General features: G+C 69.3%; 20 protein-coding genes and 2 pseudogenes. 7 read left to right on the top strand and 15 right to left on the bottom strand.

Going from position 1 to position 18796, the window contains the following annotated elements; translation table 11 throughout:
- Positions 1 to 85: 85 nt before the first annotated feature.
- The 3 genes and pseudogenes from O7632_RS17460 to O7632_RS17450 form a co-directional block, all read left to right on the top strand.
- A pseudogene (locus O7632_RS17460) lies at positions 86 to 937 on the top strand (ABC transporter ATP-binding protein); the annotation flags it as partial.
- 235 nt (positions 938 to 1172) lie between these two features.
- On the top strand, positions 1173 to 1622 hold the full coding sequence (locus tag O7632_RS17455) for an ATP-binding cassette domain-containing protein (protein ID WP_278120131.1): 450 nt from the start codon (positions 1173 to 1175) through the stop codon (positions 1620 to 1622).
- Entirely contained in the window at positions 1574 to 3376 is a 1803-nt protein-coding gene (locus tag O7632_RS17450) for an ABC transporter ATP-binding protein (protein WP_347403632.1), read from the top strand. The genes O7632_RS17455 and O7632_RS17450 overlap by 49 nt, the downstream gene beginning before the upstream one ends.
- A 186-nt stretch (positions 3377 to 3562) precedes the next feature.
- Here the strand turns inward: O7632_RS17450 and O7632_RS17445 are convergent, their stop codons facing one another.
- Positions 3563 to 3910 carry a hypothetical protein gene (locus tag O7632_RS17445; RefSeq protein ID WP_278115657.1) on the bottom strand — a complete coding sequence of 116 codons (348 nt, stop codon included), beginning with the start codon at positions 3908 to 3910 and terminating at the stop codon, positions 3563 to 3565.
- Positions 3911 to 4119: 209 nt separating this feature from the next.
- Between O7632_RS17445 and O7632_RS17440 the strand changes: the two genes are divergently transcribed.
- Together O7632_RS17440 and O7632_RS32250 are read left to right on the top strand one after the other, a co-directional pair.
- Positions 4120 to 5355, top strand: a complete 1236-nt coding sequence (locus tag O7632_RS17440) for an MFS transporter (protein ID WP_278115656.1) — start codon at positions 4120 to 4122, stop codon at positions 5353 to 5355.
- Positions 5356 to 5420: 65 nt separating this feature from the next.
- Positions 5421 to 5504 (top strand): annotated as a pseudogene (locus tag O7632_RS32250) (hypothetical protein); the annotation flags it as partial.
- A gap of 134 nt (positions 5505 to 5638) precedes the next feature.
- Here O7632_RS32250 and O7632_RS17435 read toward each other — a convergent pair.
- Positions 5639 to 5815 (bottom strand): hypothetical protein, encoded by a 177-nt coding sequence (locus O7632_RS17435; RefSeq protein WP_278115654.1) that lies wholly within the window; start codon positions 5813 to 5815, stop codon positions 5639 to 5641.
- A 26-nt stretch (positions 5816 to 5841) separates the two neighbouring features.
- Here O7632_RS17435 and O7632_RS32245 point away from each other — a divergent pair, with 26 nt between their 5' ends.
- The gene (locus O7632_RS32245; protein ID WP_347403631.1) at positions 5842 to 6510 is read left to right on the top strand and encodes an FAD-dependent monooxygenase; all 669 of its coding nucleotides are present in this window, start codon (positions 5842 to 5844) and stop codon (positions 6508 to 6510) included.
- Between the two features lie 8 nt (positions 6511 to 6518).
- The gene (locus O7632_RS17425) at positions 6519 to 6995 is read left to right on the top strand and encodes a MarR family transcriptional regulator (protein WP_278115650.1); all 477 of its coding nucleotides are present in this window, start codon (positions 6519 to 6521) and stop codon (positions 6993 to 6995) included.
- Positions 6996 to 7328: 333 nt separating this feature from the next.
- Here O7632_RS17425 and O7632_RS17420 read toward each other — a convergent pair whose 3' ends face one another.
- The 13 genes from O7632_RS17420 to O7632_RS17360 form a co-directional block, all read right to left on the bottom strand.
- Positions 7329 to 8423 carry an FAD-dependent oxidoreductase gene (locus tag O7632_RS17420; RefSeq protein WP_278115649.1) on the bottom strand — a complete coding sequence of 365 codons (1095 nt, stop codon included), beginning with the start codon at positions 8421 to 8423 and terminating at the stop codon, positions 7329 to 7331.
- Between the two features lie 319 nt (positions 8424 to 8742).
- Positions 8743 to 9216, bottom strand: a complete 474-nt coding sequence (locus O7632_RS17415) for a MarR family transcriptional regulator (RefSeq protein WP_278115646.1) — start codon at positions 9214 to 9216, stop codon at positions 8743 to 8745.
- A 229-nt stretch (positions 9217 to 9445) separates the two neighbouring features.
- Positions 9446 to 10564, bottom strand: a complete 1119-nt coding sequence (locus O7632_RS17410; protein ID WP_278115644.1) for an acyl-CoA dehydrogenase family protein — start codon at positions 10562 to 10564, stop codon at positions 9446 to 9448.
- Entirely contained in the window at positions 10561 to 11193 is a 633-nt protein-coding gene (locus O7632_RS17405) for an antibiotic biosynthesis monooxygenase family protein (RefSeq protein ID WP_278115643.1), read from the bottom strand. The genes O7632_RS17410 and O7632_RS17405 overlap by 4 nt, the downstream gene beginning before the upstream one ends.
- Before the next feature lie 23 nt (positions 11194 to 11216).
- Positions 11217 to 11795 (bottom strand): NAD(P)H-dependent oxidoreductase, encoded by a 579-nt coding sequence (locus tag O7632_RS17400; RefSeq protein WP_278115641.1) that lies wholly within the window; start codon positions 11793 to 11795, stop codon positions 11217 to 11219.
- Positions 11796 to 11844: 49 nt separating this feature from the next.
- The gene (locus O7632_RS17395; RefSeq protein WP_278115640.1) at positions 11845 to 12633 is read right to left on the bottom strand and encodes an SDR family oxidoreductase; all 789 of its coding nucleotides are present in this window, start codon (positions 12631 to 12633) and stop codon (positions 11845 to 11847) included.
- Positions 12634 to 13311, bottom strand: a complete 678-nt coding sequence (locus O7632_RS17390; RefSeq protein ID WP_278115638.1) for an antibiotic biosynthesis monooxygenase — start codon at positions 13309 to 13311, stop codon at positions 12634 to 12636.
- A gap of 11 nt (positions 13312 to 13322) precedes the next feature.
- Positions 13323 to 14090: an SDR family oxidoreductase gene (locus O7632_RS17385; protein WP_278115637.1), complete on the bottom strand. Its 768-nt coding sequence runs from the start codon at positions 14088 to 14090 to the stop codon at positions 13323 to 13325.
- Positions 14091 to 14106: 16 nt separating this feature from the next.
- Positions 14107 to 15045: an LLM class flavin-dependent oxidoreductase gene (locus tag O7632_RS17380; RefSeq protein ID WP_278115635.1), complete on the bottom strand. Its 939-nt coding sequence runs from the start codon at positions 15043 to 15045 to the stop codon at positions 14107 to 14109.
- A 45-nt stretch (positions 15046 to 15090) separates the two neighbouring features.
- Positions 15091 to 15762: a hypothetical protein gene (locus O7632_RS17375; protein WP_278115633.1), complete on the bottom strand. Its 672-nt coding sequence runs from the start codon at positions 15760 to 15762 to the stop codon at positions 15091 to 15093.
- A 26-nt stretch (positions 15763 to 15788) separates the two neighbouring features.
- Complete coding sequence (locus O7632_RS17370; RefSeq protein WP_278115632.1) at positions 15789 to 16811, bottom strand: methyltransferase; 1023 nt, start codon at positions 16809 to 16811, stop codon at positions 15789 to 15791.
- Positions 16812 to 16842: 31 nt separating this feature from the next.
- The gene (locus tag O7632_RS17365; RefSeq protein ID WP_278115630.1) at positions 16843 to 18015 is read right to left on the bottom strand and encodes an MFS transporter; all 1173 of its coding nucleotides are present in this window, start codon (positions 18013 to 18015) and stop codon (positions 16843 to 16845) included.
- Entirely contained in the window at positions 18009 to 18773 is a 765-nt protein-coding gene (locus O7632_RS17360) for an SDR family oxidoreductase (protein ID WP_278115629.1), read from the bottom strand. The genes O7632_RS17365 and O7632_RS17360 overlap by 7 nt, the downstream gene beginning before the upstream one ends.
- Positions 18774 to 18796 lie beyond the last annotated feature (23 nt).

Genomic DNA, 18796 nt, shown 5'->3' with positions numbered 1-18796 from the left:
TGATCCGGAGAGAGGCCATGGCTTTTCCGAACCTTCCCGCCGACCCGCCACCAACGCGGGGCACCGGCATACCCGAGGCCTCGGCATGAGCACGAACACCACGGACACCACCGAACGGGCGACGCTGTCCGACCCCAGGGCGCTCGCCGCGCTGTTGGCTCCGATCCGGGTCCAACTGGTCCTGGCGGTGCTGCTGCAGATCGTGTCGGCGGTGGCGTCGTTGGTGCCGTTCGTCGCGGTCGCCGAGATCGGCCGTACCCTGCTGGCGGACGGACCGGTCGACGAGCGTCGGCTGTGGATCATCGTGATCGGGGCGGCCGGTGGGCTGCTGATACGGTTCGTGACGCTCGCCGCCGCGGGTGGGATCACGCACTTCGCCGACGTGCGGTTGCAGTTGCGGGTACGTCGACGGGTGGCCGCCCACCTGGCGACCGTGCCGTTGGGCTGGTTCACCGACCGGTCGGCCGGGCAGGTGAAGAAGGCGACCCAGGACGACGTGGGCGCGATGCACCACCTCGTCGGGCACGCACTGACGGATCTGGCGGCCGCCGTGGTGACCCCGCTGGTCGCCCTCGGCTACCTGTTGTGGGTGGACTGGCGGCTGGCGCTGTTGACCCTGGTGACGGTGCCGCTGTTCGTGGCGGTGTACGCGGTGATGATGCGCGGCTATCCCGAGAAGATGGCCCAGTACACCGCAGCGCTGGCCCGGATCAACACGGCGGTGGTGGAGTTCGTACAGGGCATCGCGGTGATCAAGACGTTCGGGCAGGCCCGCCGGGCACACCGCAGGTTCCGGCAGGCCACCGACGACTTCGCGGACTTCTTCGGCGCCTGGGCTACCGGGATGGTCCGCGCGGAGGCGGTCGCCAGCGCGTTGGTCGCGCCGCCGGTGATGCTGCTGGTGGTGCTCGGCTGGGGCACCTGGTTCACCGCGAACGGCTGGGTACGGCCCGCCGACGTGCTGCCGTTCGTACTGCTCGGTCTCGGCCTGACCGCGCCCGTGCTGACCCTGGGTTACGGTACGAACGAGCTACGACTGGCCCGGCAGGCCGCCGGCCGGGTGATCGCGCTGCTCGACACACCGTCGATGCCGCAGCCGGCGGCGACGCGGGTGCCCGACGAGCATACGGGACAACATCGCGCTGGCCCGGCCGGAGGCCACCGACGAACAGGTGTACGCCGCCGCCCGAGCCGCGCAGATCCACAACCGGATCCTCGCCCTGCCGGCCGGATACCACACGGTCCTCGGTGCCGACGGGCACCTCTCCGGTGGCGAGGCACAGCGGGTGTCGATCGCCCGGGCGCTACTGGCCGACACGCCGATCCTGGTGCTCGACGAAGCCACCGCGTTCGCCGACCCGCAATCCGAGGCCGCGATCCAGGACGCGTTGTCCACGCTGATCGCCGGACGGACGCTACTGGTCGTCGCGCACCGGCTGTCGACCGTCGTCGACGCCGACCAGATAGTCGTGCTCGACGCCGGCCGCGTCGTCGAACGCGGCCGGCACGCCGACCTGTTGTCCGCCGGCGGCCGGTACGAGCAGCTGTGGCAGGCCCACGAGCGCACCGGCCTATGGGCACCCCACACCACCACGGTCGAATCGCTGGAGGTCTCGCGATGACCGGCCTGCTCGGCCGAGTCCTCGGCCCCGACTATGCCCGCCCGCTCCGCCGGCATCTGGCCGCGATGATCGTCTACAGCGTGCTGCAGGCGGTGGTGTTCACCCTGCTCGTGCCAGTGCTGCGGGCGCTGTTGTCCGGTGACACCATGACTGCCTGGCGGTGGCTCGGTGTCCTGTCGGTGGCGGTTGCCGCCACCACGGTCGCCTACTACCTGCAGGCGCAACTCGGTTACCGGGTCGGCATGGCGTTGTCCCGGGCCGTGCACCACCGTACCGGCGACCACCTCGCCGCGCTGCCGGTGGGCTGGTTCACCGGTGAGAAGGTGGGCCGGGTCGCCCGGCTCGCCAGTCAGGGTGTCGTCGACATCATGGGTGTGCCGGCGCACCTGCTGCAGCCGGTCGTCTCGGCCGTGGTCACCCCGGCGACCGTGGTCGCTGTGCTCGCCGTGTTCGACTGGCGACTGGCGGCGGCCACCCTGCTCACCGTTCCCGTCCTGGTCCTCGTCTACCGGTGGACCGGCAATCTGGTCGCCGCCAGCGACCATGCTGTGGACGCGGCCGGCGCGGAGGCCGCCGCCCGGGTCGTCGAGTACGCCCAGACCCAGGCGGTGCTACGGGCCCACGGCCGCGCCCGCGACGGCTTCGCCCAGCTCGACGCGGCCCTGGCGGAGCAGGCACGCGCCGGACGGGCCCAGCTCGTCCGCGCTGTTCCGGGGCTGGCGGCGTTCGTGCTCACCGTGCAGATCGCGGTCACCGCCGTCCTCGTCGTCGGTGTCGCGCTCGCCATCGGCGGTGACGTCGACGCGGCCGAGCTGATCGCGCTGCTCGTCCTGGTGATCCGGTTCGCTGAACCGCTGGTCACGGCGGCCGACCTTGGCGGCGCGTTGCGGATCGCCCGCAACTCTCTCGCCCGCGTCGACGAACTGCTCCGTACGCCGACCCTGCCGGAACCGGCCGGCCCCGCCGCCGGCCATCGGGGTGACGGCAGCGTCGAACTGGCCGGGGTCAGCTTCGGCTACACGGCCGACCGACCGGTGCTCACGGACGTGAGCCTGCGGGTGCCGCCCCGCAGCATGACCGCGCTGGTCGGTGCGTCCGGGTCCGGCAAGACCACCATCACCCGGCTGGTCGCCCGGTTCTTCGACGTCGACGCCGGCATCGTCCGGGTGGGCGGGACCGACGTACGCGAGCAAACCACCGAGCAGCTGATGGCCCAGCTGTCACTGGTGTTCCAGGACGTCTACCTCTTCGACGCCACGATCGCCGACAACATCCGTACCGGCCGCCCCGACGCCACCGACGACGACGTCGAACGTGCCGGCCGGCTGGCCCGCGTCGACGAGATCGTCGAACGGCTGCCCGACGGGTACCGGACCCGGGTCGGTGAAGGCGGGGCCCGGCTGTCCGGCGGGGAACGTCAGCGCATCGCCATCGCCCGCGCCATCGTCAAGGACGCCCCGATCGTGCTGCTCGACGAGGCGACCGCCGCGCTCGATCCGGCCAACGAGGCAGCGGTTCAGGAGGCGCTGACCGCGTTGACCGCGAACAGGACGCTGTTGGTCATCGCGCACCGCCTGCAGACGGTCCGCAATGCCGACCAGATCCTCGTGCTGGACAGCGGCAGCGTCGCGGAGCAGGGTGGTCACGACGAACTGCTGGCCGCCGACGGCCGGTACGCCGCGTTCTGGCGCGAACGCGAACGCGCCGGCGGCTGGCGGCTCGCCCCCACTACCCCGGCAGCCGTCAACCCCTGAGAGGACACATCCACGATGCCGACCATGCCTGTCGCGCTCGCGGTGACGGCGGCCCGCTGGTTCGGCCGTCCGGCGACCGTCACCGCCGTCGACGTGCTCAGCCCGGCGCTGCTGAAGGTCACCCTCGAAGGAGAAGGTCTGCGCGGTCGACCCTGGGTCCCGGGGCAGGAGGTCGAGTTCCACGTCTCAGGGGGCGGCTTTCGCCATTACACGCCGCCGGTCTTCGACCGTGCGGCGGGCCATCTCGAGGTCGTCTTCTCCACCCGGGCCGGCGGGCCGGGCAGCCGATGGGCAGCGGCGCTGCGGCCCGGTGACACCGTGGACATGATGCGACCCGGCGGCGGGGTCGGTGCCATGCCGCCCGAGCCCGGCGCACGACTGATCGTGCTGGGCGACGTCACCACCGTCGGCCTGTTCCACGGTCTGCTCGCCGTGGCCGGGCACGCGACCCCGTACGGAGCGGTGGAAGCCCACCCCGACGACCGCGACGCCGTCCGGCGACTGGTACCCGACCTGGACGTTCGTTCTGAACACCGGCGACGAGGCGGGAGCCGCCCTCACCGCATGGGCCGACCGCGTCGAGGCCAACGCCTTCGGAGGGGTACGGGTCCGGCTGGCCGGACATGCGCAGACCGCTCAGCGCATCCGCGCACTGCTACGGACCAAGGGCCTGAGTCGCCGTTACGTCACGGTCAAGGCGTACTGGGCCACGGGCAAGACCGGCCTGTGACAAGGAGAGAAGCATGGCGTTGACGAGTCCTACCTCGGCCGGACAGCCGACCGGCACAGACCAGCCCCGTACCGGGGTGCTGCTGCTGGCCGTGCTGGTCGCGTTCTGCGCCCAGCAGGTGCTGCTGCCGGCGTTGGCGCCGTTCGCCCGCGAGACCGGGCTCACCGAGACGCAACTCGGCCTGACCATCGGCGTCGCCGCCGCGGTGCTGGTGCTGGCCGCCCCCTGGTGGGCACGCCGCTGCACCACGCTCGGGCCGCGCGCTGTCCTGGTGACCGGGCTGACCGTCGCACTGGCCGGCCTGACCGCCTTCGGTGCCGTCGCCACCCTGGCCCTGGCGGGCGACATCGACCCGACGCTCACCTTCGTGCTCATGCTGGCGACCCGTGGCGTGCTGTTCGGGGCTGGCCTGGCCGCAGTACCGGTCGCCGCGCTCGCCATCGTCGTCGCCGGCTCCACCGCCCAGGAGCGCACCGGCGCGGTCGGCAAGCTGGGTGCCGCCCAAGGGCTGGCGATCGTGCTCGGCCCGGCGATCGGGGCCGTGGTGGCGTTCGCCGGGCTGCTCGGCCCGGTGTGGGCCGCCCCGGCGGCGGTGCTGGCCGCGCTGCTACTCATGATCGTGTTGGTGCCGCCGTCGGTCGTGGCCGGGCCGCCGCCGGGCGGCGGGCCGGCCAGACTGCGGCCGTGGGATCCACGAGTACGCTCGGTGCTGCTCGTCGGGTTCCTGCTCTACACCGGACTGGGTCTGGTCCTGCTGACCATCGGCTTCGCCGTCCAGGACCGTGGTGGCCTCGACGCCGACGCGGCCGCCCGGGTGACCGGCGCGATCATCTTCGCCTGCGGCCTCGTGCTCGCCGCCAGCCAGGGTGTCCTCGTGCCGAAGGTCCGGTGGAAGCCGCGCCGGTTGATGATGGTCGGCACCCCGATCGCCGCGGCGGGTCTGCTGGGCATCGCGGTGGTGCCCGGCGTCTGGGGCATCGGCGCCGCCATGCTGGTCGTCGCCGCCGGGATGGGGATCGCGACACCGGGGTACACCGCCGCCCCGTCGATGGTGGTCGAGGAACATGAGCAGGCGTCCGCCGCCGGGCTGTTGACCGCCACCAACGGACTCGCCTTCGTCGCCGGACCGGCACTCGGCGGTGCGCTGTACGCGGTGTCGTACCCACTGCCGTTCGCCGTCGCCGGAATCATGGTGCTGCTCGGGCTCATGTTGTTGCTCGCCGATCGTGGAGCTGCGGCGGAAGGCTGAGCCGGCGCTGTCGACGCTGGGCGTCGTCGCCTTGGCGCAATCATCTTGATGATTAAGATGATTGGATGAGCGAATCGACTGACTTCTCGGTGGCGATCGCCGGCGCCGGCCTCTCCGGCCTCTGTCTCGCCCAGTACCTGACGCGCACCGGCATCGACGTGCACGTCTACGAACGGGACCCCGGACCCTTCGTCAGGCGGCAGGGCTACCGGATCATCCTCGACCGGCACGGGCTGGCGGCACTGCGGGAGAGCCTGCGGTCCAGGCTGGACGGGCGCATTCACTACGGCAAGGCCGCCGTCGCGGTGGACAGCGGCGGCCCGGCCGGGCTGCGGCTACGCTTCTCCGACGGCGGGGCCGCTCCGGCGACCGTCGTCGTGGGCGCCGACGGCGTCGGCTCGGCGCTGCGCGCCCAACTCATGCCGAACGCGGACCCGACGACCACCCCGATGGTGGGCATCTACGGCCGGTCGCCGCTGTGGCGCGGTGGCGCGAGCGTCATCCCGGACACGCTGCGTACCAGCGGAGTCCTGGCCATCGCCGACCGGCCTGGCCGCGCCTTCTTCTTCACCTCCATGCGGTTCGGCGAACGCCCACCCGAGGCGTTCGCCCGCCTGGCCCCGGGAAGCTACGCCCCCACCGGCGACGACTACGTCATGTGGGGACTGCTGCTGCGGCAGGAGGAGGTGCCCCACCACCATCCGTGGGCACCTGCTGAGGCTGTGGGAACTGGCCGCCCGGACGAGCACGGACTTCCATCCGCTCATCCAGCGGCTGGTCGACACAGCCGAACTGGACGCCACGGTGCTCAACGTCTTCGCCACCGGCCGGCGCCCGCGACGGTGGACGGTGCCCCGGGCGACGATGATGGGCGACGCCGTGCACGTCATGCCGCCGTTCGGCGGCCACGGCGGCAACACCGCGCTACGCGACGCCGCCCTGCTCGGCCGCAGACTCGTCCAGGCCCGCGCGAGCGGCACGCCGGTGGAGCAGGCGATCACCGCCTACCAGGAAGAGACGGTGCCCTACGCCTTCCAAGCCGTCGACACCGCCGCCGGGCTGATGCGTCGCCTCACCGGAAGCGCGTCCGCACCACACTGGGTGCTGACCCGCGTGCTACCTCGGCTGCACCGGGTCACCGTACTGGAGGCATGATAACCGGCATGTCCCACGAGCCGGCCCGTGCCTCCGCGATCGCCGACCTGATGCGCGCCGGGCGGGAAACATCGCGGCTGTCCATGATGTTCCGGTACGCCATCGCCGAGCAGCTGGGGCTCACCGTGAGCGACCTGGAATGCCTGGACTACCTGGCGGACGTCGGATCCGCCACCGCCGGGCAGGTCGCCGAGCGCACCAACCTCACCACCGGGGCGGTTACCAGCATGCTCCGCCGGCTGCAACAGGCCGGCTACGTGCACGCCGAACGCGACCCTGCGGACCGACGGCGGGTGATCGTCACCCTGCGGCCGGAGCGGATCGCCGACCTGGAGCGACCGTACGAGCGGTTCGCCCAACGGACGCAGCTGCTCGTCGAGGGCTACAGCGTCGAGGAACTCGGACTGCTGGTCCGGCACTACGACCGCATGCAGACGATGTACCTCGAAGAGTTGGACCGCCTGCACGGCGGCGACAGCACGTGAACGGAGCAGCGGAAAGGACTCGGACGACGATCTAACCGGGTGAGCGTCACCCCGCTCCGCAACGACCGGAGGGCTCGTGTGAGTGTGGTACGGATTCGACCACCGGCCGGGATCTGGTGTGGTCGACCGTTACCAGCAGCCCGCGATCCTAGTCGCAGTGAAGGTTACCCAGTACGACCAGCGCCGGCGGCCTGCAGGGGTGCGGCATCGCGCACCCGCGACCCGGACCGAAGGGGGTGGAAATCTGTGAAGTCTCCAAATGACCGCTGGCGCCAACAGCCATAGCACCTACGGAGTCGGGTACTACGGCTGTTGGCGCCGGACGGAGTTCCGTCAATCGGCCCGGAACTGTTCCGCGAACCTGCCGGTGAAGAGGTCTGCGCCCTTGTACTGCGAGACGATGTCCGAGCCAACCGGGGTGGTCTCGGGCATCGGCAGCTGTCCGACGCCGCCACGAGGGCCGAGCGGGAGCAAAATCATCGGATCCGGCGCGGGCGTGTACGTCGCCGACGGCTGCTCGCCGTTAAGCTGGGCGATGATGTTCTTCGCCACGACCTCGGCGTGCTGCATCGCGTAGCCGGCCATCTTGGCCTCCGCCAGGTTCGTTACGTCACCGAGCGCGTAGACGTGCGCGTAACCCTCGACGTTGAGGTGCTCGGTCACGGGAACCGCGCCCTGTCCATCACGGCCTACGAGTTTGCCGTCAGCGAGGCATTCGCTGTTCACCCGCACGCCGAAGGCGCGGAACCAGATGTCGGCGACGATCTCGTCGCCGGCGGTCGTGGTGACGGTGCAGGTGCCGGCGCGGCCGGGCGGAGTCGACGGCTGCGCGGTAAGGCCGGTGCCCAGCCGAACCTCGATGCCGAGCCCGTCGAGCTGGCGGTGCAGGTCCTCGCGGACCTCAGGCAGGAAACCCGGCAGAAGTTGTTCGGCCGGATCGACGATCGTCACCTGCTTGTTTGGCCAAACCTCCTTGATTTCGCCGCCCAGCTCCAGGCCAACCGGACCGGCACCGAGAATCAGCACTCGATCGGCGTTGAGCAGTTCCTTGTGGGACTCGCGCAGATCGTTGAGCGCCTCGACGGTAAGCGTCGAGCTGTCGTTGGGCTTAGCCGGATAGGCGTAGCTCGAACCCGTGGCCAACACGATGTAGTCCGCATCGATCCGCTCACCCGAAGCGAGCGTAACGCCCTGCGGGTCGACCGAGGCCGCTCGGTCGCGGATTACTCGGCCTCGCTTGAGCAGCGTGTCGAAGGAGAAGAACATGTTGGGGGCCCATTCGGGCTGGGTCAGCGCCCGCAGCGACCCCGCAGCGTTGACGAACGCGTCCCGGGGGTCGACGAGAACGACATCCGCGTCGGCGTCCAGCGCCTTGGCGACCGCCGAGCCCCCATAACCTCCGCCGATTACCACGACGGCACGACTCATGACTTCACGCTCCTCAGATGTCGAGTTCGTAGCACGAACTATATTAGTTCGTATCACGAACTGCAAGCCTAAGGTCGCATCAGGACCTTGGGTCCCGTGTCTGAGGTGCGTGCGGTTGGACGCGACAGGCGTCTGATCAGCGAACTCGTCCACGGCGAGGTTGCACTGTTGGTCGTGCAGTCGATGGAGGCACAGGTCGCGGCGGTCAGGTCGGAAGGCCGATCTGCAGACCGACCCGCCCGTTCGGTGCCTTCTCCGTGGTGGGCGGCATGATCATCGTCTGCCGTACCACACCACCGGGCGCCGACGACACACGGCCCTAGGCTTTGCGGATCGCGCCCTCCTCCGTTTCCACGAAGACGACCGGAACCTCGTTGTCGGTGACGACGCGACTCAACAAGGCACTCAGCTCGTCGCGTTCCTTTGTGCTCAATCCGAGCGGTAGCTTGTCGATGCGCCGGCAGGTCTCGGTGTAGAACTCCTCCGCGAGGCGCCTGCCCTCGGCCGTGAGCGCGACCCGTACGCCGCGCGTGTCCTGTGGGTCCTGTTTGCGCCGGACGAGTCCGTTGCGCTCGGTGCGGTCCACCAGGCCAGTCAGGCTCGACTTGGCCAGCCCCAGCACCGCGCTCAACTCACCCATGCCATAAGGCTGCACCATGAGCACGCAGAGTAGCTGCCCCTGCTGCGGCGTCAGCCCATACTCCCGGGCCGAATCGGCATAGACGGCGTTAACGAGGAACGTGGTTCGTACCAAGGCGGTCACGAGCCCGATCTGACCTTCCTGTTTGACCACCTCACCAGCGTACATCCGCACGCCTTCCGTTCGTAGATGGCCGACCAAGGTCACTATGACCGTGAGTAGTGGTCGCAGCGATGATCATCGTGATCACCAAGGTGCGTAGCCGAATCTCGGACAGCGACTTCCACGACTCGACCGGGCCACGAACGCGCACACCGACGGGCCGGCGATCGTGCTGGAGCGGCCGCGTCCCTATCCCACCAAGGGCTTCGCGGACCATGTGTCACTCGTTCAGGAGCGCCCGCGTGTAGGCGAGGGCCGCTGGCTCGAACTGGAGCGCGGCATGCGACGCCGCCGCGTGAACGTCACGCCAGACGCGCTGCATCCCGTGCGAGGCTGCCTGTCCACGGGTTCCCGTGACCCGGAACAGCCGGTCCACCGCCTCGACGAGCAGTTCCACCGCCAGTGTGGCGTCTCGGTGGCTACGTTCGGCCAAGCCGTCACGTGCAGGTCCGGCGTCGGCGGTCGCCGCGACCCGTGCGAGCAGCAGCTCCGCCGCATCGATTTCGCCGGCTGCCCGGGTGAAGGCGACGCGGCTGGACTGCCGCGACGCCGCGCGTGCCCCGCTCACCGCCGCAGAGAGGTGCTGATGGGCCAGGCGCAGTGCGTAGCGCGCCGCGCCGAGAATCGGCGCGGCGAACGTCAGCCCGTTCACCGAGAACAGCGGAGCGGCCTGGGCGTGGGTGGCGGGCAGGGGGACGACGCCCTGACGCATGTCGTCCCAGACGAACGTACGGTACTCCGGCACGAAAACCTCGTCCACGACAAGGGTATGGCTGCCGGTGCCATGCATGCCTATGGACGACCACGACCGCTCGTGGGTGAACGCGTCGCGGTGCACGGCGAACACGAGGATCGATCGGTCTCCCTCGCGCGGCGGTGCTGAACTGACCAGAGCCCAGTCGGCGAACTCGACCCCGCTGACGTAGAGCCACCTTCCGCGCAACGACCAGCCGCCGTGCACCTGCTCCGCCGTGACGCCCGCCGCCACCATGGAGCTGACCAGCCGGGTCTCAGGACCTTCGGCCCAGATCTCCTTTTGGCCGTCGATTGGCAGGTAGGCACCGAATCGTCCGTTATAGGCCAGTAGCGATGCGATCCAGGCAGCCGATGCGTTCTGCTCGCCTACCAGCGCCACCGCTCGCGTCACCGCATCGAGGGACAGCTCGGCGCCACCCCAACGACGTGGCACGAAGCACGTCGGGAAGCCCGCTGCCGTCAGGGCCTCGACCACGTCCGCGCCGATGCAGCCGGTGGCGTCCGCGCTCGCCGCCTCGGCGCCCGCCCGCTCCGCCGCAGCTGTGAGCGCGTCGGGGTCCGGCCAGTTCCCCACCACGGTCATGAGCGCTCCCGGATGTACTCCAGTCGGGTGAAGTGCAGCTCCACGGTGGTTTCGACGGCAGGCGAGGAGTGCTGCTCCTGCTGAGGACGACTCAAGAACGAACGGAAGCTCTCCTCGTCGGCCCACTGGGCATATTTGATGACGTGCTCGCCAGCGAGCCCGCGATGCACGGCGTGCGAGACGTACCCCGGTGTGTCCCCCAGTTCCGGCGGATCGTTGGTCATTTCGGCGAGCACCGTCGCCTGGTGTTCCGGTGCCGCCCTGACGATGATCACGACGGTGAACCACGGCTTGTCGATCGTCAGTTCCGGAGCGGGGTCCCAGGTGTGGACCACCTCGGTCGGAATGCTCTCCATGTGGGAGAAGGCGAGCGCTTGGCCGAGCCGGCTGCGGGTGCCCGCCTCGGCCAGGAATGCCTCGTAGTCAGCGAGACTTTCCCACTGCGCGTAGTTGACCACGGATCGACCGTCGAGGCCACGGTGGAAGTTGCCGGCGATGAGGCCCTTTTGCACGTTCGCGGGCGGCAGGCCGCGCCACTGGTCGAACAATTTGTCCTGGTCCTCGCCGCTGTTGGTGTAGAACATGTTGAACAGCGTCAGGTAGCCGTCGTCTATCCTGATGGCACTCATGTCGATCCTCCTGGTCCAGAGCATCAGGCCGAGTAGGGACGCAAGGCACGAGCGTCCTTGAGCGCGGCGGCCCACCAGATGAGCTTCTCCAGCATCACCTTGGCGGGAGTAGCGGCGTCGGAGGTGCGTAAGTTGCCGTCCGGGCCGAACTGCTCCCATACCGCGTGGAAACTAACGGTGTCACGGATCGTGGCAGCGTGCAGCTCCGCGAACACCTGGCGCAGCTGTTCCACCGCCCGGAGGCCACCGGACAGCCCACCGTAGGACACAAAGGCCACCGGCTTGGCCTGCCACTGCGTACGGTGCCAGTCGATCAGATTCTTCAGCGGAGCGGTGAAGCTGTGGTTGTACTCCGGTGTGATCACAACGAACGCGTCGGCCGATGTCAGCCGCCCCGCTACATCGGCCAGCACCTGAGCGTCCTGCGGGGCCGGGTGCTGAGTCATTGACAGGGGAAGCTCGACATCGGCTAGGTCGAGCACGTCGACATCGAACAAGCCGAAGGCTCTGGCCTCGTCGACGAACCAACGCGCGACGGCCGGTCCTGACCGACCCTCGCGCGCCGAGCCGATTATCACGGTCAGCCGCAGTTCCTCGGACATGGAGTTCCTTCCCTGGACATCGAGCGATCATGGCCTGGGTGAGGGCGGGTCAGTCGCCTCGGCGCGACAGCATGGCCCGCATCTCGGTCACCCATTTGTCGGGATCCTGAGCTCGGAGACGGAACGAGTCGGCAGCCTCCGGATGCGGGTAGATGTGCAGTTGGTTGGCCTCGACGCCGGCGAGAGCGATCTCGGCGACCTCCTCGGGCTCCAGCACGTTGGAGAACGACCGCAGGACCGCCAGCTCCTCGTGATCGGCAACGCTGGCCGCCAACATCGGGGTGTTCACGGCTTGTGGGAGCAGACATGAGACGCCCAAGCCACGGCCGCCGTACTGCACGGCGAGGTACTCGGCGAACGCCACGGCGCCATGCTTGGCCACCGTGTAGGGCCCGGCCCCGAACGCGGTCAGTACGCCGGCGGCGGCGATGTTCTGTAGGAGGTGGCCGTGGCCCGCCTCCAGCATCGCCGGCACGACCGCCCGCGCGGCGTACACGTGTGCCATCAGGTTCACGTCGATGGCCCGCCGCCAATCCTCATCAGGTGCCTCGAAGCCCCCGGTAACGGTGAGGCCCGCGTTCGACACGAACAGATCAATTGATCCGAACCGCTCCCGCGCGCGTGCCACGAGCTCACGGACCGACGACTCTTCGGCGACGTCCGCGTGGACAGCCAGGCCGATGGCGCCGAGCGAGGAAGCGACTCGCGCGGCGCCCTCGACGTCGAGATCGGCCACGACGATCCCCCGTGCCCCGGCGTCCCGCAGCTTCTCGGCCAAGGCCTTTCCCATGCCGCTGGCACCACCGGTGACGACCGCGACGCTGTCCTTGATCTTCATTTACCGACTCCCGAACGGGTTGGTGATCACGTAACGCCACTCGCCCCGGGCGTCGCGGCGCAGAACGTCGAGGCCTCGGCCGGTGCCCGTCATCTCCGGCGCTCCCGGGACCTCGATGCTCCAGTCGACGACCAGTGCCGCTGTGTCTCCGGCGACGTAGCTCTCGCGCACCTCGGCCGAGAGTTTCGGGTCGAGCTTCAGGAAATCGGCGACTGCAGCCCGGTGCTCCGGGCCGCTGACCGCCTTGCCTGGTTGCCAGACGGCAGCGGCGCCGGGCGCGTACACGGCCATGACGGCCTCGATGTCGCGGGCGTTGTACGCGTCCAGGTAGCGCTGGTTCATCTCCACCGGGTCGGTGGGCTCCGCGACGACGGGCCCGGAGCTGACCAGACCGAGCTGTCGCACGACGAGATCCTTCACCAGGTAATCCATGCGGCTGGCTAGGAACTCCGTCATGTACGGCTGGTCGAGATGACGAGTGAGGTCCTCCTGGGAAGCCCACATCTCGTAGAAGACGAACTGGTTGGGGTCGGTCAGGTCCTGGTGGATCCTGCTCTGCAGGCAGCCCTGCTCGCCACGCGAACGCTCGGCGAACGAGACGAGGAGGGCACCCAGCTCGGCGGCCTTCTCCGGCCGAGCGTGCGCGAAGCCCACCGCCGACAGGATGGTCTCGGACATCGTTGTCCTCCTCAGCTCAGCAGCGTGCCGCCCGTCGCGTCAACGAAGGCGCCGGTCATCCAGCGCGCGTCGTCGGACGCGACGAAGGCGACGATGTCGGCCACGTCGTCGACCTCACCCACACGGTTGAAGACCGACAGGGCCGACATGTGCTTGACGGCCTCGGGATCGCTGAAGACCGGGTCACCGTTGTTCGTCACACCGGGGGCGACCGTGTTGATGGTGATCCGGCGCGGCGCCAGGACCGGGGCCATGTGCAGGGTGATCTGCTCAAGGGCGGCCTTGCTCATCGCGTACGCGATCTGTCTAGGAAAGGTCGAGTGCGTCACGCCGGAGGAGACGTTGATGATGCGTCCACCGTCCGGGATGAGCCGCAACGCCTGCTGGATCAGGAAGAACGGTGCCTTCGCGTTGACGTTGTAACAGTTGTCGATGATCTCCTCGGTGACCGCGTCGGGGCCCGCGCCGGCAAAGCCGGTGGCCGCCGCGTTGTTCACCAGAATGTCGAGCCTCTTCTCACCGGTGAGCTCGACGAGGCCCGCCTCGACCCTGGTCAGCAGCTCCGTTACCGCACCGGGCCTGCCCAGCTGTGACGGCACGGCGAAGGCCCGGCCACCAGCCTCCTCGATAATCGCTACGGTCTCCTTGGCCGCGGCCTCGTTCGTCGCGTAGTTCACGGCGACCACGGCCCCGTCTGCGGCCAGCCGCTGCGCGATGCCGCGTCCGATGCCCCGGCTGGCGCCGGTGACCAGCGCTGTTCTGTTCTGCAGCCTGCCCATGGTTGACCCTTCTTCGTCAGATGCGGTGCGTTTCCTTGGTGACCGCCTCGCGGACGGCCGGAACGATCTCGTTGGCCCAGCGGCCCAGGGAGACGAGGTCCGTCGTGCCGCCAGCAGGTGAGAAGAGCATGAAACCGCCGGCCCCGTGCTCCACGACCGCGCCGGTCAGCTCCTCGATCCACTGCTCGACCGAGCCGCCGACCCAGCGGCCGGTGCCCGGCTCGCGGGTGGCAGCCAGTGGCCGGGCGGTGATGTGGCCGGGGAAGTTGAACACCGTGCGGACGGCCCGCGTGTCGCGGCCCGCCGCTGCGGCTGCCGCGTCGATGACGGGCCGCGACTCGCGATAGCGCGGGCTCAGCCAGTCCGCCGCATGTCCGGGGATCCAGCCGTCGGCAACCCGGCCCGTGGCGGCCAGCGACTTGGCACCGACCGAACCGGTCCATATCGGCGGCGCGGGTACGGGTGCCGGCGCCAAGTTGTTGACCTGGTAGTACCGGCCCTGGAAGGTGACCGGAGCGCCACCGCCGCAAAGCTTTTTCACCAGTACGATCGCCTCTTCGAATGCATCCACTGCCGCCCCGGGCGTCAGGCGGGGCACCCCCATGTCGGCGATGCGGTCCCATAGGCCGCCCGCGCCCATGCCGAGCACGACACGGCCGCCCGACAGCGACGACAGTGCCGTCACCGCGCGGGCCAGCATGGCCGGCGGCCGGGTGGGCAGGTTCGTCACGTTGGCGAAGCCCGCCAGCCGCTGCGTACGCCCCAGGATGTACCCCACAGTGGCGTAGGCATCCAGCCGCTCGCCGATGTAGGGGTGGTCCGACAGCGAGAACAGGTCGAGCCCGTCACGGTCGGCCTGCTCGGTCATGCGCAGCAGCTCCGGACCGTCGCTGATGCTGCTGTGCGCGCCGAATCCGAAGACGACGTCCTGTGCAGACAATGTTCTGCCCTTCATTTCGGAGAACGAACTATCCTCCCCAGCTTGTCACAGAAGACCGCCTCAGGCGGCGGCCGACGCGAGGAACGCATACCGGCGCCCCGGGCCGGCCTGTGCCTGACCCATGTACTCCAGCAGCGGGATGATCACCTCATCGATGTGCGCGACCGCCTCGGCTTCCGAGGCCCACTCGGACAACAGGAAGATGCCGCTGCCATCGGAGGCCACGTGGAAGTTCGCGGCCAGCGCGCCGGGGTAGGCTCGGTCCTTGCCCTCGGTCTCCTCCTCGCTGTTGAGCAAGCCGTCGATCCACTTGCGAGCCGCGTCGGCGCTGTCCATGACGAAGTACGCCGCTGGATAGCAACCGACCGGGGGAACCGGATCGGGCAGCACGGCGGGCTGCACCCGGCGGTACAACTCGTAGGCGCGCGGCTCGCCGGACGCCACACCCACGCCGCGCCAGTCGAACCGCTGGGCACCGCCCGGTCCTCGCATGGCGACCGCAAGCGCGTCATGGTCGCGCCACTGCGCGTACGTCAGCAGGGATCCACCGTCGGTGCCGACGAACAGTGACTGGGCTACCAGGCCTGCCGGCCACGGCGCGGTCTCCCAGTGCTTGATGATGGCCGTGATGGCTTCCTGGTGGGTCTGCTCGTCGGTGATAACCTCCTCCACCAGCGCGACGGCGACGTCGTCACGGTCGATGGTCGGGCGGACATTGCTGGCGATGGGCATCCTCGGCTCCTCAGGTGTGGGCGGGGTCAGCGGTCCTTGTGACCGATGACCAGGACGTCGTCGTTCAGATCCGGCACCTCGGCGGTCTCGGGCCGGAAGCCGGCTTCCTTCATCCAGCCGTGCAGGTCAGACACCGAGTACTCGTGGCCGCCGCGGGACCAGACGAGCATCGCCAGGCCGGCCAGGACCGCGTGCATCGCCGGGGCCTGCCCACCAGCCATCGGGTCGTAGACGAACACCGCACCACCTGGCTTGAGCACGTCGTAGGCGTTGCGCAGCAGACGGATGCGGTCCTCGACGCCCCAGTTGTGCAGCACGTGGCCGAAGACGAGCACATCCGCCTCGGGCAGCGGATCTTGGAAGAAGTCGCCGCCGTGGAAGGTGATCGACGGGCCGACACCGCCGAGACGCGCCATGTGCTGCTCGAACGCCGGCTGCAGCGGAGGCAGATCGAACACCGCACCCTTGAGGTGCGGGTTCGCCGTGACGACCTGATGGGCGAAATGGCCGCGCGCGCCACCGATGTCGACGAAGGAGGCGTACGGGCTCCAGTCGAAGCGGCTCAGCGCGAGCCCGATCGGGGTGGCGAGCAGGTCCATGCTGTCCAGGAAGTCACCCGTCGCGTCGGCATCGCGGTACAGGCTGTCGTACGGGTTGCCCACCACGGCGGCCCTGTTCTGCGGTTGACCGGTACGCAGGGCCGTGGCCAGCCCGTCCCATGCCGGGTTCAGCTCCTGATCGCAAAAGCGCAGGTAACCGCCCAGGTAGGCGGGACGGCCTCGGACGAGGAACGCGTCGGCGACGGGCGCGTTGGCGAATCGTCCATTTCGCATCTCCAGCAGGCCGAGATGACTCAGGCCCACCAGAAGGTCGTTGGTGCCGATCGGGACGAGACCCAGCTCTGTGGCCAGTTCGGCCGACGTCGCCGATCGACCGGACAGTGTGGTGAAAATGTCGTGCTCGACTGCGGCCAGCAAGATCTTCGACTGCCAGTACCCGATAGCGATGCCCATGATGGGGCCCGGGTTGACTGATGCGTCGTGTGCCATGGCGCAACCTCCTTGGTGGGACGGGGTGGGATCAGGTGAGTCGGGCCTGCCGGACCGGCAGGCCGGTAATGGCGGCAGCCAAACCGGCGGCCGCTACGGTCACGATGAGCGCGAGTGCCGCACGTGGGCCGTGGATTTCGTTGAGGCCGACGGTCAGTGGGAGCAGCAGGCCCGCGCCGAGCTGCACGCAGGTCTGGTACAGCGACACCGCCGGGCCTCGGTCAGTGGCCGGGACCGAGAGCGTGGCTTGCACGTTCAGCGCCGCGAACGCGCAGCAGAAACCCGCTTCGACCAGCAAGATCGCCGGCAGCATGCCCAGCGCGTACGGTCTCCCGTGCGGCGCGGCGAGGTAGTACAGGTAGCCCAGCAACGGCAGCACGGCGCCGAGTGCGACGAGTCGCCCGGTGCCGTACCGTGCGATGAGCCGACCTGCGAACGGCACCGCGACGACGAGTGGGACACACGCGGGCAGCAGTGCCAGCGCCGTCAGCCACGGCGACCAGCCGAGTACATCTTGCGCCTGGAAGGTCATGAGGACGAGCAGACTCTGATAGTCGCCGTTGAGCGACGCCGCTACCAGCGCCGCGCGTACCAGTGGGCGGTGACGCACCAGCGGGCGTGGCAGGCGTGGTCCCTCGTCGTCGAGGTCGGGAGGCAGGGCATAGAACCCGTACGCCAGCAGAACGAGCGCCACCGGCGCGGGAAACATGAAGGTCCAGCGCCAGTGGTCGGCGGCCACCAGCCCGGCGAACAGCAGGCCTGCGGTGAAGCCCGTCGCGCCGGAGAACGCGTAGACCGACACGGCACGGCGCCGACGCGGTCCCTCAGGAAACGCGTCGTTGATGATAGCGAGGCCGGCCGGCGCGGTGAGGGCCGCGCACGCGCCCTTGACAACGCGGATGGCGACGAGGGCCGCGAGCCCGCCGACCACGCCCGCAGCCAGCGACGCGAGGCCGAACACCACCATGGCGCCCAGGTACGTCCGCCGGCGGCCGAGCCGCGCGGACAGCCGTGGCCCGGCCACCAGCAGGGCGGCGAAGCCGAGCGCGAAGCCGCTCATCAGCCACTGCGCCTGCCACGGTGACAGTCCGAGCCGGGACGCGATCGTAGGCAAGGCGATCAGCACCACCGAGACCTCAATGGCATCGAGCAGCATGTTTCCCGACAGGACGAACAGCAGCGCGGCGCGGCGCGCATTCACCACGGCAACACCTGGCCCTCGGCGGTGCCGTTCTCGCCGAGGAACGTGCCGGTAGGCCCGTTGTCGGGCAGCGTAGCCAGCAGCACCGGGACGCGGGCACCCTCCTCGACGGTGAGTACCCCGTGGTGGAAATTGATGTCCGTGGCCACGAAACCGGGGGACGCGGCGTTGACCAGGATGCCGGTGCCGCGGAGCTCGTTGGCGTACGTCAGTGTGACCGCGTTGAGCGCTGACTTGGATGTCGCGTAGGAAAGCATGGTGGGAAACGCGCCAGGCGGGTGCACGCCCGATGGATCGACGTTCTCAGCGGCAGCTGTCAGTGAGCCGACCACGCTGCTGACGTTGACGATGCGGGCCGACCCAGACCGGCGCAGCAGCGGGAGTAGCGCGTTGGTCACCGTGATGACGCCGAATACGTTCGTCTCGTAGACCGTGCGCACCTGGTCGGCCGGAGTCTGGCTGGGCGGATGCATCGGTCCGCCGATTCCGGCGTTGTTGACCAGCACGCGCACCGTGCCTACCTCGCTGTCCAGGCGCTTGGCCGCCCGGGAGACCGATTCGGCGTCGGTGACGTCCAGCTGCAGGAACCGCACGTCGTGGCCCTCGGCGCGCAGATCGCGCTCGGCGGCGCGACCGCGTTGCTCGTCGCGGGCGCCAAGATAGACGACGAGGCCGCGCTGGGCGAGTTGCCGGGTGATCTCCCGGCCGATGCCCTTGTTGGCCCCGGTGACGACCGCGACCTGAGCGTGGTCGGTGGACATGTTCCCTCCCTGGGATCGACGCA

The organism is Solwaraspora sp. WMMD406 (genome assembly GCF_029626025.1).
In the GTDB taxonomy this organism is placed as follows: Bacteria; Actinomycetota; Actinomycetes; order Mycobacteriales; family Micromonosporaceae; genus Micromonospora_E.
This window is presented reverse-complemented; position numbering and strand designations above follow the sequence as displayed.